This is a genomic window from Mesorhizobium sp. LEGMi-168a (assembly GCF_058312955.1).
Genome location: NZ_JBZEGV010000010.1, coordinates 176,116 through 190,398, shown reverse-complemented (window position 1 = coordinate 190,398; position 14,283 = coordinate 176,116). Strand labels below are relative to the sequence as shown.

Genomic DNA, 14,283 nt, shown 5'->3' with positions numbered 1-14,283 from the left:
ACGTGCCGATGACCCAATCCGGTTCGATGCCGCCTTCGACAAGCGCCTGATAGACGCCGGCCTGATAGGCGCCGAGCGCGCCACCGCCTTGAAGGACAAGGACGGTCTGGCGTTTGGACTCACCCTGGGGGCCGGCCTGAAGTACCGGCTCGGACACTGGCGGGTTGCGCGTGATCTTGTTCATGGCTTTCGCTCCTCTGCCGGACCTAGTGAGCGGTCCAACCGCCTTCGATCGGCATGATGGCGCCGGTGATAGAAGCCGCTTCGTCCGAGGCCAGGAACAGGCAGAGCGCGGCAACCTGCTCTACCGTCACGAACTGCTTGGTCGGCTGCGCAGCCAACAGCACATCCTTGATCACCTGCTGCTCGGTGATCCCGCGGGCCTTGGCCGTATCCGGAATCTGCTTCTCGACCAGCGGGGTGAGCACGTAGCCGGGGCAAACTGCGTTGACCGTGATGCCCTGCTCGGCCACTTCCAGCGCGACGGTCTTCGTCAAGCCGGCCACCCCATGCTTCGCGGCGACATAGGCGGATTTGTAGGGGGAAGCGACCAGCGCGTGCGCCGAAGCGACGTTGATGATGCGACCCCATTTGCGCGCCTTCATCGCCTGCAGGGCGCGCCGGATTGTATAGAACGACGACATCAGATCGATCGCCACGACAGCTTCCCATTTCTCGATCGGGAAGTCGTCGATCGGCGCGACATGCTGGATGCCTGCATTGTTGACCAGGATGTCGACGGCGCCGAACTCAGCGATGGCCTTGTCCATCATGGCGGTGATCGCGCCGCCCTTGCTCATGTCGGCATTGTCGTAGCGGACGGTGACCCCATGGTCGGCGGCGAGCCTCGACCGCAACAGCTCGATTTCGGCGGTATCGCCGAAGCCATTCAGAACGATGTTGCAGCCTTTGGCCGCGAAGGCTTCGGCGATGCCTTGGCCGATGCCGCTGGTCGAACCGGTGATGAGTGCTGTCTTGCCACTGAGCATCGTCGTTTCCTTGTGTTTGGGCCGCAGACGCAAACGAGTTGCAGGGCTCGGCCCTGGATCTGCGGAACAGTATGGCGAGCCGCCCGAAGCCGTGGAAATGCCGTTGAGACATGGATTCGATAGCCGACGGTCAGATCGTTGCCCCGCGCCATGGATGTCGATCGGCCGATCGGGTTGTTTGACGTAAGGGCAACTAGTAAGATCGCCCGGCAACGCGGGTCGTGCCGTATGCGCGTCCGAAGGGGAGCGTGCAGTGGAGATCAGCCAGGTCAGATACTTCTTGGCCGTCGCCAAGGAGCTGAATTTCACCAGGGCGGCCGAGCAGTGCAATGTCACGCAGCCCGCGCTGTCGCGCGCCATCAAGCTCCTGGAAGATGAATTCGGCGGTGCGCTGTTCCACCGCGAGCGCCGCTTCACCCATCTCACCGAGCTCGGCCGCATGGTCGAAACCTATCTCGCGGGTGTCTTCGAGAATTCTCGCCAGGCAAAGCAGATCGCCGAGCAATATGTGAACCTGAAAAAGATGCCGCTCAGGGTCGGCATCATGAGCACGATCGCCCCGGACGAGATCATCGAACTCATCGCGGCCGTGCGCGCGCATCACCCTGGCGTCGAGCTGCATCTTTGCGATGCCGATGCCGTCAGCCTGAGGCGAAGGCTGCTCGAGGGCGACCTCGAGGCCGCCATCTACGCGTTGCCCTCTGACGTGCCCGACGAAGAAGTGCACTCGCTGCCGCTGTTTCAGGAGCAGATGGTGATGGCTGTTCACCTGGCCCATCGCCTCGCCAACCAGCGCGTGGTGCGGGTGAGGGATATGAGCAACGAAAGCTACATCCACCGCAACAATTGCGAGTTCGCAGGCTACGCGGACGCCATCCTCGCCGAGCAAGGGGTCACAGTCAGCCCGGTTTACTGGAGCGACCGCGACGACTGGACACTGGCGATGATCGCTGCCGGGCTCGGTTTCGGCTTCATGCCCGAGCATACGGCCAAGCATCCCGGCGTGGTGCCCCTGCCGATCACCGAGCCGGAATTCTGGCGCGAGGTCAATCTCGTCACCGTGCGCGGCCGGAGGCATTCGCCCGCGGTCGGCGCGCTGGTGCGCGAGGCGACGCAGAAGAAATGGTTCGGCCAGCGGGCGAAGGCGTTGTCCGCAGCAGCCGCCGAATAGCCTGGCCAAGTGAAGCAATCTGGCCCGCACGCCCAGGCGGCGGATCTCCGGCACATGTCCCGCGCTCAGTTCTTTCTGACCGTCGAGGTCACGGACTGAATGACCTCGGTCGCCATCTTGAACTGCGCGGCGCGGTCGGTGATGCCATGCCGTTTGGCGATCCAGTCGAAATCGCTGTAGGCGGCGTAAACGGAACCATCCGCGGTCTGGTAGACCAGCACCCGCACCGGCCAGTCCAGACCGGCTTCCGGATTGGAGGTGATGAAGGTCGTGCCAAGCGCCGGATTGCCGAACATCACCAGCCGCGACGGCCTGACATCGTTGCCGGTATTCTTGCCAAGCTGCGCCTGGTCGATGACGCCGAAAAACTTGATGCCTTTCTTGAGGACGTCCTTCTTGATGCGGGCGACGGTCTCGGCGACGGAATAGTCGCTCTTTACGGTGACGACGCCGTCCGAGGCGGCGGTCGGGAGGGCAAGCGCCATCAGCACGGCGGCGCCAGCGATCAGGGTCTTCAGGTGGTTGGCCATGTCAGTCTCCTTGTTGGATAGCAAATTTCCGGTTTTGACGATCTCAGGTCCTTGGCGTCTGCAGCACGCGCGCGATCGCGATCGCGCCGGCGAGAACCGCGGCGAGCACACCCACACATGCGGTCCACCCGATGCGGTCGTAGAGCTGTCCGATGACGAAGCTGCCGGCGAGCCCGCCCGCATAGTAGGATGCAAGGTAGATGCCGCTTGCGGCGGCGCGAACGCGCGAGGCGGTCCGGCTGACGTGGCCGGTGGCTATTGCCTGCGCCAGGAAGGTGCCTATGGCGACCAGCGCCATCCCTGCAAGGACGACGGGAAGGCTAGAAGCGAGCAGCAAGAACAGTCCGCCGATCGCCAGCCCAAGCGTTGCTCCGATCCCTCCCCTCGGACCGAGACTTGCCGCGACACGCCCGGCCAGCGGCGTGGTCAGCATCGAGGGCAGGAAGACGAAATAGACCGCGCCCAAGGCCATCGGCGACAGCGACAGCGGCACCGCGACGAGCTGGAAATTCACATAGGTGAAGGTGCCGATGAAGACAAACAGGATCAGGCAGCCGATCGCGAAGCAGGCGCGCAGCTCGGCGTTTTGCAGCGGAGCCTTCCAGGCCGCGCGGGCCGTCCCGCCAGTCGCATCGGCGCGCATCATCGCCGATGTCTTCTGCAGCGTGAACCAGACAAGAGCGGCGCCAGACAGATTGAGGGCGGCGAAGGTCAGAAAGTTGGTCGAGATGCCGAACGTGTCGGCGACGGCGGCCGACATCAGCCGGCCGAAAAAATTGCTGGCGACATTGCCCGTCACATAGGCCGCGAGCGCGCTGGTCGTCTGCCGCGCGGAAAAATGCTCGGCGAGGTACGCCATCGTCAGCGTGAAGGCGGTCGACATGCACAGGCCTTGCGCCACACGCAGCAGGGCGAAAACGACAATATTGTCGGTCTGCGAAAGCATCGTCGTCGGGATCGCCAAAATGGCCAGGCTGATCCAGATGCCGTTGCGGCGATCGATGCCGCGCCCGAAGAGCGCGACGGCGATACCGGCCACCGCCATACCGAACGTGCTGGCATTGACGGCGAAGCCCATGGTCGCGCGGCTGACGCCGAATTTTTTCACCAGCGAAGGCAGGATGGCCTGGGTGGCGAACAGATCGACCAGCGTCAGAAAGGCGATCAGGGCAATTAGGCCGAAACGCCAGCCGTCCGCGGCCACCATGCGGAGCCGCGTCGGTTCGGTACGTTCACTGGTCGTCATGACAGGCTCCGTGGCCACACGTCCCCGGGTGATCGCCCGAGGACGCGCTTTTGGTTGCTGATGCTGGGATCCGCTCACCGCGACGCGCGGCTCACATCATGTGATCGTCATGCATCGCGGGCGGCAGGACGTCGGCGGAATAGAGGACGGCGGGAACCTTGCCGTTGTTCTTCCACCAGTGGGCGAGTTGGCCGAATTCGGCCGTTACGTCGCCGGCCGGATGTTCGATGCCGACCTTGCAGGTGCTGGCATATTCAGTAATCGAGCCTTCGACGACGATGATGTTGGCCGGGCGGACATTGTGCTCGTGCCACGGCACGACGCCGCCGGGCTGAACGACCAGCTTGCGCAGGCGCAGCATGTTGCCTTTCCAGGCTTCGCCCTTGCTGCTCAGATCGATCGCCGAGAGAACCGTGTCGGTAACCCCGACCGGCTTGCTGGGATGCTCCTGGATGTCGGTCGTTGCAGCCTGGCCGGCAGGGCAGTCGCCGGCGAAAACCGGGGCCACGGAAAACGCTGCGGTCGCTGTAAGAAGTCCGAGCGTCAGCGCCAGCTTCAGCGGCATAGGCAATGCAATAGTCTTGGAAGCCATGTCTATTTCTCCTTTGTCGGTGCCCAATCGCGGTGGCGGGGCATGAGAGGAGAGTGACGGGAGCCTCGAGGAAAGAGAAATGCTGACTGGCTCTTAAATCGATACCTGAAAACTATCGTTGATCATCGTACCAGCGCGACCGTCGTCGACATTTATCGCGGCGTTGGGCCTTCACTTCGATTTGCTATGCGGCCGTTTTCCTGGTCGACAGATCGATGCCGCTTTCCGGCCAGCTGTGCGCCCTGACACTGTTCACGAATGTCGACGTCGCCGGCGAGAACCGGCGGCCCGCCACGACGACCAGCGAGACCTCCCGCCAAACCTCAGGATCGATGACGGGCCTGATTTGCAGACCCGGGATAACGGCGCTGAATTCCGGGATGAAACAGATCCCGAGCCCGCCGGAGACCATGTTCTGGATCCAGTCTTCGCGCTCGCTGGCGTAGGAGATCCTGAGCTTCACGCCGCGGTCGTTGCAGAGACCGGCGAGGTGATCGCGATACTCGCAATTCAGCCGCCTAAGATAGTTCTCGCCATCGAGCTCGGAGATGGCAACATTGTCGTTGCGGGCCAGCCGGTGGCCATTGGGGAAAGCCAGAACGAAGCGCTCGCGATAGAGCGGCGTGACGTCGAAGCGTTCCGGAAAAGCGTTGCTGGACGCCATGATGGCGACGTCGATCTCGCCGGCTTCAAGCAGCTGCGAGAGTGAAGCCGGCACACCCTCAACCAACTGCAGCTGGATGCCTTGCTGGCGCCGGTTGAAATCGGCCAGCAGGCCGGTGAAGCGGCGCGGACCGATGGTGCACATGACGCCAACCTTGAGGTTGGCGTTTTCCAGGCAGAGGAATTTGGACGCTTCCTGCCGAACGCCGGTCACCTCGTCGAGGATCTGCTGAAACCGCGGGCGAAGCAAAGCGCCCAGATCGGTAAGATGGGTGAGGTTCCGCTCGCGGCGGAACAGCAGGCCGCCGACCTCATCCTCCAGCTGCTGGATCGCGCGCGACAGCGCCGGCTGGGTGACATTGCACTTTTCGCCGGCGCGCGTGAAATTTCGCGTCTCGCACACGGCAAGGAAGTAGCGGATGTGATGGATGTCCATGCGGCTGATCCCCGAGCTGAAGAGATGCATGTGCACGCTCGAACCCTGCCGCAAAGCATTCCATCACGCCAATGCAGGGGAGCTATAGAGTCGATAGCCTTTCGTCATGACAGATGGCGGGCCAAGGCCCGCCATCTAAGCGTCCAGGATCTGGTCGCCGTGAAGTGTCAGCTGTGATGGCCGAGCGCAAAGAGCTGGGCGCAGAACTGAGCATGCGGCTTGCTCATGGCGGCGTCGTTGCATTCCTTCATCATCGTATTCTGCGTCGCCTTCGGCACGGCTTTCCACGCGACTTCGAAATCGGCGCTCGACTTCATCGTCTGCATACCGGAATCGGTGAAGAAGGGCTGCATGTTGGACGGCTCGTCAAGCACGCCGGCGAATGCAACGCCGCCGAGCATGGAAAGTGCAAAGGCGCCGAGGCAGATAGCTTTGATATTCATAGTGATGTCCTTCTGCGCAGAATTGGGCGTGGGGCTTACTCACCGCCGGGTCGTTGCACGCCTTCGTCATCTTGACCCGGTCATGCTTTGACAGAGCGAACCAAGCCTTCTTGAACCCAGCCATCGGTTTCATCGTCTTCATCGTTGCGTCCCTATAGAACGTCGGCAATGCGGCGAGGTCACTGAACGGGTTAGCTGACGCTGGGCTCGCACCAAGACTAATTGCAAGCGCAGCCACACAGGCGAGTTGTCTTCTCATCATTCACCTCCGGTCTGGGCCGTGGTTCTGGCGACGGTGCAGAGCTTGGCCTGATCAGGGTGGAGAGTGCGGCGGGCGAAGACCGGCAGCCAATGCAATCTGCCTATGGACTTCATGCCACCTTGGCATTTCGGCTGAACAAGAAGATGCGGCAGTCTCTCTCCAGTCGCCTTGTCGACGATCTTGGGATGGAGACCAAACCATGCTTGCCCAGTCCCCAATAAGAACAGACCAAGCCACCATTTCAGTGACGGATCTTAGTGCGCAAGACCGGACGATCGACGTCGTCCTGGCAAGCGACGCGCATGGTGCGTTCGCCTGGGGCGTGCTCGATCGCCTGCTTGATGAGCCGGCCTTTGCCTTCGACACCGTAACCGCATCCGGCTTCGCGGCCGTGGAAGCGGCGGTGCTGGTTTACGGCCTCGGCCTGGGCGGTCGGCGCGGCGCACGAATAGCGCTCACCAACTTCTGGCGACGCGTCAGCCACGCCTCGATGCTCACCGCCGACAGGACCGACCTGCTTCGATCGATACTGAACCAGTCGATCGACATCGAGCAAATCCGCAACGGACGCTGCACGGTGAAACTTAGTATCCTGGCCGCCAATGCCCGCACCGACGCTTTGAAGGTCTTTACCGGCGACCAATTGACGATCAATGCGATCGTGGCGGCTGCCACTGTTCCGTTCCTGTTTCCGGCCGTGGAGATCGACGGCGATTTTTACTGGGGCGACGGTGATGTTTCGGCATTGCCCCCACCGTCGGCTGAAGCCGGCCGCCGGCTGATCGTCGCCGGCCAACCGCCGATGCGCGCGACATCATGTGCAGACCGCCAACCCGGCGCCGATTGCACGATGACGTGCACGCAGGCTCACACCATCTATGACGGTCAGCGCCGAGCCGGCGCAGGGCTGCTGCTGAGGCCCTGGATCGACTGGGGCGAGCTGACCGACATGCGTGACCGAGGACGACAAAGAGCGGGAGATTGGCTTCTGGCCGACTTCCTTGGCGTGAAAGATTGCCCAACCACTGACCGCGCAAGACGATACATCTAGGCGCCTCCCTCCCGCCTGGCCGTGCCTGCTTCGCATACTCCCGAATGCAGGCGCAAAGCCCTCCGGTCTCCCCGCCGGAGGGCTTTTTGCGTGAGGTTCTTCAACATAGTGACCGCGTATCAAATCCATGCCGAGACAGCATTTCAGCTCGGCCTCCCGATCGAGGACACTGCTCGCAGACAGGCCGCAAGGCCGGTCTTTCCTCTCGAAACGCAACCAGGAGACAAGTCTGTGATCAACACCAAGACCCTCATCGGATCGGCCCTTGCGGCCGCCACTTCGCTTGCCGCGACAGCGGCCTACAGCGGTCCCGCCGCCAAGCCCAGCTTCGCCTTCGAGAAGTGCTACGGCGTGGTCAAGGCGGGCCAGAACGACTGCCAGACCGCGACGCATTCGTGCGCCGGCACCGCGACCGCCGACAACCAGCCGGATTCCTGGCTCTACGTGCCCGCCGGCAGCTGCGCCAAGATCGCGGGCGGCAGCGCCAAGCCCAAGGTCTGAGCCAATTTCCACCCCGAGCCAACCGGACCAGAACCGAGGAGACCGATGTCCACAATGTTTTCGCCTCTCGCGATCCCCGCATCGGCGGGCATCGGTCTTCGCTCGCCTCACATCGCTGAGATGATGACGCGGCGGCCTTCCGCCGGCTGGCTCGAGGTCCACGCCGAGAACTATATGGGAGACGGCTCCGGCGTCGAGGCGCTGGAGAAGCTGCGCCAGATCTATCCGCTGTCGGTACATGGCGTCGGCCTTTCGCTGGGCAGCGCAAACGGCTTGGACCGCGATCATCTGGAAAGGCTGCGCAAGGTCTGCGACCGCTTCCAGCCAGATCTGGTCTCCGAGCATCTCGCCTGGAGCGTTGCCGCCGGCGCCTATCTCAACGACCTCTTGCCGCTGCGTTATGACGAAGAAGCGCTCGCGATCGTTGCCCGCAATGTCGAGACCGTCCAGGACACGCTGAAGCGGCGCGTGCTCATCGAGAACCTGTCGGCCTATCTGGCCTTTGCGGACTCCTCGATGAGTGAGGCCGAGTTCCTGGCGGAGCTCGTGGCGCGGACCGGCTGCGGTCTGCTGCTGGACGTCAATAACGTTCAGGTCTCGGCGCACAATTTGCAGTATGACGCCAAGGCATTTATCGACGCTCTGCCGGAACAGGCGATCGGCGAGATCCATCTCGCCGGCCATGCGACCAATCAGGTTGGGGCCGATACCGTACTCATCGACGACCATGGCTCACGCGTGCCGCCGGTTGTCTGGGCGCTCTACCAGCATGCAATAGAGCAGCTCGGACCGCGCCCGACGTTGATCGAATGGGACACCGACGTTCCCGTTCTCGACGTGCTGCTCGGTGAAGCGATGTGGGCCGACATGCTGACCGCTTCGATCATGTTCAACCGCAAGCAGGCGGCGAGACGCAACGAAACGACCGAAGTTCGATCGACGGCCATCTGCCTTTCCGTCGAAGGCGAGACGACGACCAGCATGCCGGTGCTTGCAGCGTTTGCCGCCGCCAGAGCCGCCAGACCTTCCATGTCCGCGGCGCTGCCGTCAATCGAGGAGGAATATCATGCTGCCGCTTGAACACCTGCAGACCACGATGGCGCGATCCGTGCTTGCGCTCGAGCCAATGGTCTCCGCGAAAATGCTGACTGCCGGCAAGGCCGATCCACTGGCTCGCCTGCGCATCTACCAGAACAACACACGCAGTTCGCTGACCGCGGTGCTGATGGCGGTCTTTCCAGTGACCGTTCGCCTGGTGGACGAACGCTTCTTCCGTTACGTGGCGAGCGAGTTCATTCGACGCCATCCGCCGGTTGAATCGCGCCTGGCGCGCTATGGCGCCGGCTTCCCCCGTTTCCTCAAGACGATCGAGACGCTGTCCGACATGCCGATCGTCGCCGAAACGGCGCGGCTCGAATGGGCCATCGCCGAGGCGCTCGATACGGCTTCGCTGCAACCCCGCGCGCTTGCGGACTATGACAAAACCGACCTGGGGCCTTCACCCGAAATACTGCTACAACCATCGCTCAGGCTGATCGTTTCACACTGGTCGATCCTGTCGGTGTGGACGGCGCACCAGCAGGGCACAGCGCTCGACCGGCATTGCACTATGACGAGACGCCCCGAACGCGTGGCGTTGTGGCGGGCCGGGAACAGCGTTCGCCTGATCCTTCTCGACCGCGCAGACTTCGCCTTCCGCCATTCTCTCAAGCATGGCCTCGGCCTTGAACATGCTGCTAGCCGAGCGCATGCGCTCGAACCGAACTTCGACCTCGTGTCCGCGCTCGTGCGCCTGTTCGCCGACGGGCTCGTCACAAACGTGCGCATCACCGTACCTCCCCTCTCAAACTGATGGAGACAGTCATGACCGCAATTTCAGAACATCCCTCGACGAGCCAAGCGGGTTTGGTCGGTTTCTATAGACGTGTGATCAAATTGCTCGAACACATCCCATTCTCGCTGATTCAGCTCGTGGCTCGTGTGGCGGTGGCCCATGTCTTCTGGCAATCGGCGCAGAGCAAGCTGGCGTCCTGGCCGGTGACGCTGCAGCTGTTCGCCAACGAATACAATTTGCCGTTCATCGATCCGTCGATCGCAGCGCCGCTGGCGACGACGGCCGAAATCACCGGCTCGGTGCTGCTTTTCTTAGGGCTGTTCTCGCGTCTCGGTGCGCTGATGCTGCTGGGTGTCGTCTCTGTCATCCAGGTCTTCGTCTATCCGGAGAACTGGGCGGAGCATCTGCTCTGGGCTTCGTTGCTGCTTCTGGTGCTGGCACGCGGCGCAGGTGTTTTCTCGCTCGACTATCTCGCCGAGCGAACCTTTTCGGCACCCAGAAAGTGAGCATTTCGACCGGGTGGAAAAAGCACGATGCGCATCTTCATCGTTCACGCCCATCCCGAGCCCAACAGCTTCAATGGCGCCCTGACCCGCGCAGCGCAGGAAGCTCTGTCCGCTTCGGGGCACGAAGTGGTTGTCTCAGATCTCTACGCCATGGGGTTCAATCCGGTATCGGACCGCCGCAACTTCACGACCACACTCGATGTGAACTTCTACCGTCAGCAGGCCGAGGAAGCGAATGCGGCTGCCCATGATGGTTTCGCTCCAGACATCCAAGCCGAGATGGACAAACTCTTCTGGTGCGATGTCTTGATCCTACAGTTTCCGCTCTGGTGGTTCGGGCTGCCGGCGATCCTCAAGGGCTGGGTCGACCGGGTATTCGCGTCGGGAGGCCGCATCTATGGCGGCGGCAAATGGTATGACCGCGGCGTCTTCGCAGGAAAGCGCGCGATGTGTTCGGTCACAATCGGCGGTCCACCGCCGATCTATTCCGGTCACGGGCTGAACGGCCCAATTGCTTCAATCCTGTTTCCAATCAATCACGGGATGCTCTACTTCGTCGGCTTCACAGTGATCGAGCCATTCCTCGTTCACGCGCCAGCGCGCATCAGCGACGGCGAGCGCCAAGCGTGCCTCGTTCGTTATCGGGAACGCGTCCTCGGTCTGGCGAATGCGCCGACGATCGCATATCCAAAGCTCGCGGATTTCGATGACAACCATGTCTTGAAATCGGCGTGATCGACGCCTCATGTACTCACCCGTCGTCGGCAATGTCCATTTCAGGTAGCGGAAAGTTGACTTTGACGGCCGAGATGCTGAAGGGTTTCGGGTGCCGTCAGGCGTACGAAAGCCTCTCATGCAGGAACCCGCGGGCAGCGGGCGGTGAGCTATGGGGATTTGTGTTTCGAGGTGTGCCAGCGGCTGTCGCGAACGTCCGCGCGCGGTGCTGTCAGCGCGTTGAGGAAGCAGCTTTCCGGCCGGGTCGAGAAGTCTGTTGCTATGACGACGGTGGGGTTCGGGTACCGGGAGACCGGCGCCACAGCGAAGCGCACATGTGTTTCCGTTGACCCGCGCCGGCATAGCGCGGTCGTGTGGCCAAACGGGCTATGCCGGGTCATGGGGCGGTCTCCCGGTTCGTCGTCCGTGCGCCCGGCGGTCCGCGCGGCTGCCTGCAGCGTTCGAACACCTCGATGACGATCATGCGTCCGCCGCAACACGGGCACGGCGGGCGGAAGTCGTCCGGTTCCACCGGCGGATCGTTCGTGACGGGAGGCGCGGCCGCCAGCAGTTCGCGGGCGAGCGCGAGGCTCGTTTTGCGAGAGCCGCCCGCGAGCAGGCCGTAGTGGCGGATGCGATGGAAGCCGCGCGGCAGGACGTGGAGAAGGAACCGACGGATGAACTCGTCGGTGGCGAGCGTCATGACCTGCTGCCGGTCGGCGTCAGGGCGACGATAATCCTTGTAGCGGAAGGTAACCCCGTTCTCGTCGAAGCAGATCAGGCGGCGGTTCGAGATCGCGACCCGGTGCGTGTAGCGCGACAGATAGGCGAGCACTGCCTCCGGACCGGCGAACGGCGGCTTGGCGTAGACCACCCAGCGCTTCTTCCTGACGGGAGCCAGGTGGCGTAGGAACGCCCGTCGCTCGGCGAGGTGCGCCATCGATCCGAAGAAGGCGAGCCGCCCAGCACCGTGCAGCGTGAGCAGCCGGGTGAGGAACAGGCGGCGGAACAGCTTACCGAGCACGCGCACCGGCAGCAGGAAGGCCGGGCGCGACGATACCCAGCGCGTCCCGTCGAGCGCGATGCCACCACCCGGCACGATCATGTGGACATGGGGATGGTGCGTCATTGCCGAGCCCCATGTGTGGAGCACGGCAGTGACGCCGATGCGCGCGCCGAGATGCTGGGGGTCCGCTGCGATCGTCAGCATCGTCTCCGATGCCGCGCGGAACAACAGGTCGTAGACCAGCGCCTTGTTCTGGAAGGCGACGTCGGCGACCTCGGCCGGCAGCGTGAAGACGACGTGGAAGTAGCCGACCGGCAGCAGGTCGGCTTCCCGCTCGGCGAGCCATGTCCGTGCGGCCGCGCCCTGGCACTTCGGACAGTGCCGGTTGCGGCAGCTGTTGTAGGCGATGCGCCACTGGCCGCAGTCCTCGCAGGCTTCGACATGCCCGCCAAGGGCTGCGGTGCGGCAGTTCTCGATCGCCGACATCACCTTGAGCTGATGTAAGCTCAGGTGCCCTGCGTGGGTGGCCCGGTAGGCGGCCCCAGTAGCACGGAAGATGTCGGCAACCTCCAGGTCTGCGCGCACCGGTTCAGTCGGGGGGCGACTTATCCTTCATCAGCGCCATCAGCCGGTCGAGCGGCCCTGCGACCGCGTGGATCGTCCGGGTCGAGACCTTGGTGTAGAGCGCTGTCGTTTCGAGCTTGCTGTGCCCGAGCAGCACCTGGATGACGCGGATGTCGACATCCTGCTCGAGCAGGTGGGTGGCGAAGCTGTGCCGCAGCGTATGCGGGCTGACGCGCTTGCGGATGCCGGCGACTTCGGCGGCCTCCTGAACCGCGCGATGGAGTTGCCGCGACGAGACCGGATCGGTGCAACTGCGCCCCGGGAAGAGCCAGCCATGCGGAAGCATCACACCGCGACGCTTGCCTTCGCGCCACCACAGCCGCAGCAGTTCCAAGAGTTGCGGCGAGAGCATGGCGTTGCGATCCTTGCGTCCTTTGCCCTGTTCGACGCGGATCAGCATGCGTGTCGAGTCGATGTCATCGACCTTGAGGTGCGCGACCTCCGATACACGCAGGCCCGCGCCATAGGCGACACCGAGCGCGGCCTTGTACTTGATACCAGGTGCTGCTTCGAGCAGCCGCGCCGCTTCCTCCACGCTCAGCACGTCCGGCAGCTTGCGTGGATGGCGCATGATCACCAGCACACGTCCCAGATCCCGCCGCTTCAGCGTCACCAGGAACAGGAACCGCAACGCCGAGACCGCGCCGTTGATGGTCGCAGGCCCGACGCCGTTCTCATGCTGATACAACTGGAAGCGGCGGATGTCCTCGGGCGTCGCAGTATCGGGAGAGCGCCGGAGGAAGGCTGCGAAGCGCCGGACGTGACGAACGTAATCCTGCTGGGTATGGGAGCCTAGGCCCCGCATGAGCATGTCTTGCTGCATGCGCTGGCGAAGCGGCGTGATCGGTGCATCGGTCGACAGGGTATCCATGGCAAGTTCCTCTCGTTGAAGGAACTCCATGGTCAGATCGCAGCTTCTACCCGCTCAAGACCAATGCCTGTCGCGCCATCTCAGAACGAGGCGCCCCTCCCGCGAAGCGGGTTCGTGCATGCGGCGCAAAGCGGTCATGTCCGTGCCGGGACCCTTGAGCGACCTGTAGCAGCCGCCTGCTACCAGCTTCACGATTTTTTGTGCTAGCCAACGAACGAATGGCGAACCTCACCGAGGTCGTGTAGGGTCACAAAAAAGAAGATGCGACCCAGGCACGATGCAGCCGGGTGAATCTGGGAGGATTCATGGTCGAAATCATCTCCAAGCGGGATGGCCCGCGGCGCGAGGATGTTCAGGTCAAGCGACTGATCGAACAGAACCGCTCGACGATTGTGCGTCTTGCCGACCAGATCAGCGGCGGCAACTATTCGGCATCGAAGAAACCGCGCCAGAAGCCGCAGGCCGAAGGACTGATCATCCATGTCGGCGGTGGCTCGCCAGCCGCCGCGGAGGCAGACCCGTCAATCCGCGTCACCATCAACGGCCGGGTGATCTCGGTGGACCGGAATACAGGCCGCCAGCTCCATCATATCGGCGATATCCGCAACCGGGGCGGCGAGCAGGTCTTTGTCCTGGCGACGAAGCAGAACGGCTTCTTCTCGCCGGTCGACGAAAGCTTGGCACAAGCGCTTGCCGGCCTGGACGGGTCCCGGCTCGCGGCCACCTACACCGAAGAGCAGCTTGCCGCCGACATTGGAGTGAAACTCGGCATCGCCTAGCGTACATCGCGAACAATCGTAGTGACGCATAACTCGCGAAACTCAAGCCCGACAGCATACAGAAA

Annotated in this window: 17 protein-coding genes; 8 read left to right on the top strand and 9 right to left on the bottom strand. The window is 62.9% G+C overall.

The genetic code is table 11. The features are described from left to right. Both AC4FWB_RS16195 and AC4FWB_RS16190 read right to left on the bottom strand, forming a co-directional pair. The coding region (locus AC4FWB_RS16195) for a patatin-like phospholipase family protein (protein WP_491027216.1) at positions 1 to 184 on the bottom strand (184 nt) is incomplete at its 3' end. A gap of 22 nt (positions 185 to 206) precedes the next feature. Beyond that, positions 207 to 989: a 3-hydroxybutyrate dehydrogenase gene (locus AC4FWB_RS16190; protein ID WP_491027214.1), complete on the bottom strand. Its 783-nt coding sequence runs from the start codon at positions 987 to 989 to the stop codon at positions 207 to 209. 253 nt (positions 990 to 1,242) lie between these two features. Between AC4FWB_RS16190 and AC4FWB_RS16185 the strand changes: the two genes are divergently transcribed. Then, on the top strand, positions 1,243 to 2,160 hold the full coding sequence (locus AC4FWB_RS16185; RefSeq protein ID WP_491027213.1) for a LysR family transcriptional regulator: 918 nt from the start codon (positions 1,243 to 1,245) through the stop codon (positions 2,158 to 2,160). 65 nt (positions 2,161 to 2,225) lie between these two features. Here AC4FWB_RS16185 and AC4FWB_RS16180 read toward each other — a convergent pair whose 3' ends face one another. The 5 genes from AC4FWB_RS16180 to AC4FWB_RS16160 all read right to left on the bottom strand — a co-directional run bounded on the left by AC4FWB_RS16180 (position 2,226) and on the right by AC4FWB_RS16160 (position 6,070). Continuing rightward, positions 2,226 to 2,690: a DUF302 domain-containing protein gene (locus AC4FWB_RS16180; RefSeq protein ID WP_491027211.1), complete on the bottom strand. Its 465-nt coding sequence runs from the start codon at positions 2,688 to 2,690 to the stop codon at positions 2,226 to 2,228. A 43-nt stretch (positions 2,691 to 2,733) separates the two neighbouring features. Next, positions 2,734 to 3,936, bottom strand: coding sequence for an MFS transporter (locus tag AC4FWB_RS16175; protein ID WP_491027209.1), 1,203 nt, complete (start codon positions 3,934 to 3,936; stop codon positions 2,734 to 2,736). A gap of 91 nt (positions 3,937 to 4,027) precedes the next feature. Then, positions 4,028 to 4,528, bottom strand: coding sequence for a cupin domain-containing protein (locus tag AC4FWB_RS16170; RefSeq protein ID WP_491027208.1), 501 nt, complete (start codon positions 4,526 to 4,528; stop codon positions 4,028 to 4,030). Between the two features lie 184 nt (positions 4,529 to 4,712). Continuing rightward, positions 4,713 to 5,627 carry a LysR family transcriptional regulator gene (locus AC4FWB_RS16165; protein WP_491027221.1) on the bottom strand — a complete coding sequence of 305 codons (915 nt, stop codon included), beginning with the start codon at positions 5,625 to 5,627 and terminating at the stop codon, positions 4,713 to 4,715. 167 nt (positions 5,628 to 5,794) lie between these two features. Beyond that, positions 5,795 to 6,070, bottom strand: coding sequence for a hypothetical protein (locus AC4FWB_RS16160; protein ID WP_491027207.1), 276 nt, complete (start codon positions 6,068 to 6,070; stop codon positions 5,795 to 5,797). Between the two features lie 461 nt (positions 6,071 to 6,531). Between AC4FWB_RS16160 and AC4FWB_RS16155 the strand changes: the two genes are divergently transcribed. From AC4FWB_RS16155 to AC4FWB_RS16130, 6 genes are all read left to right on the top strand, one after another. Beyond that, on the top strand, positions 6,532 to 7,383 hold the full coding sequence (locus AC4FWB_RS16155; RefSeq protein ID WP_491027205.1) for a patatin-like phospholipase family protein: 852 nt from the start codon (positions 6,532 to 6,534) through the stop codon (positions 7,381 to 7,383). A gap of 231 nt (positions 7,384 to 7,614) precedes the next feature. Then, positions 7,615 to 7,884 (top strand): BufA1 family periplasmic bufferin-type metallophore, encoded by a 270-nt coding sequence (locus tag AC4FWB_RS16150; protein ID WP_491027203.1) that lies wholly within the window; start codon positions 7,615 to 7,617, stop codon positions 7,882 to 7,884. A 45-nt stretch (positions 7,885 to 7,929) separates the two neighbouring features. After that, positions 7,930 to 8,964 carry an MNIO family bufferin maturase gene (gene bufB, locus AC4FWB_RS16145; RefSeq protein WP_491027202.1) on the top strand — a complete coding sequence of 345 codons (1,035 nt, stop codon included), beginning with the start codon at positions 7,930 to 7,932 and terminating at the stop codon, positions 8,962 to 8,964. Beyond that, on the top strand, positions 8,951 to 9,736 hold the full coding sequence (locus tag AC4FWB_RS16140; protein ID WP_491027200.1) for an HvfC/BufC family peptide modification chaperone: 786 nt from the start codon (positions 8,951 to 8,953) through the stop codon (positions 9,734 to 9,736). The genes bufB and AC4FWB_RS16140 overlap by 14 nt, the downstream gene beginning before the upstream one ends. Positions 9,737 to 9,747: 11 nt before the next feature. Continuing rightward, positions 9,748 to 10,224, top strand: coding sequence for a DoxX family protein (locus tag AC4FWB_RS16135; protein ID WP_491027199.1), 477 nt, complete (start codon positions 9,748 to 9,750; stop codon positions 10,222 to 10,224). 27 nt (positions 10,225 to 10,251) lie between these two features. Further along, the gene (locus AC4FWB_RS16130) at positions 10,252 to 10,959 is read left to right on the top strand and encodes an NAD(P)H-dependent oxidoreductase (protein ID WP_491027198.1); all 708 of its coding nucleotides are present in this window, start codon (positions 10,252 to 10,254) and stop codon (positions 10,957 to 10,959) included. Between the two features lie 376 nt (positions 10,960 to 11,335). Here the strand turns inward: AC4FWB_RS16130 and AC4FWB_RS16125 are convergent, their stop codons facing one another. Both AC4FWB_RS16125 and AC4FWB_RS16120 read right to left on the bottom strand, forming a co-directional pair. Continuing rightward, a complete protein-coding gene (locus AC4FWB_RS16125) occupies positions 11,336 to 12,529 on the bottom strand; it encodes an IS91 family transposase (protein ID WP_491027197.1) in 1,194 nt (397 codons plus the stop codon). 4 nt (positions 12,530 to 12,533) lie between these two features. After that, complete coding sequence (locus tag AC4FWB_RS16120) at positions 12,534 to 13,439, bottom strand: tyrosine-type recombinase/integrase (RefSeq protein WP_491027195.1); 906 nt, start codon at positions 13,437 to 13,439, stop codon at positions 12,534 to 12,536. A 305-nt stretch (positions 13,440 to 13,744) separates the two neighbouring features. On the opposite strand from AC4FWB_RS16120, the gene AC4FWB_RS16115 reads away from it, so the two are divergent. Further along, positions 13,745 to 14,218 carry a hypothetical protein gene (locus tag AC4FWB_RS16115; protein WP_491027193.1) on the top strand — a complete coding sequence of 158 codons (474 nt, stop codon included), beginning with the start codon at positions 13,745 to 13,747 and terminating at the stop codon, positions 14,216 to 14,218. Positions 14,219 to 14,283 lie beyond the last annotated feature (65 nt).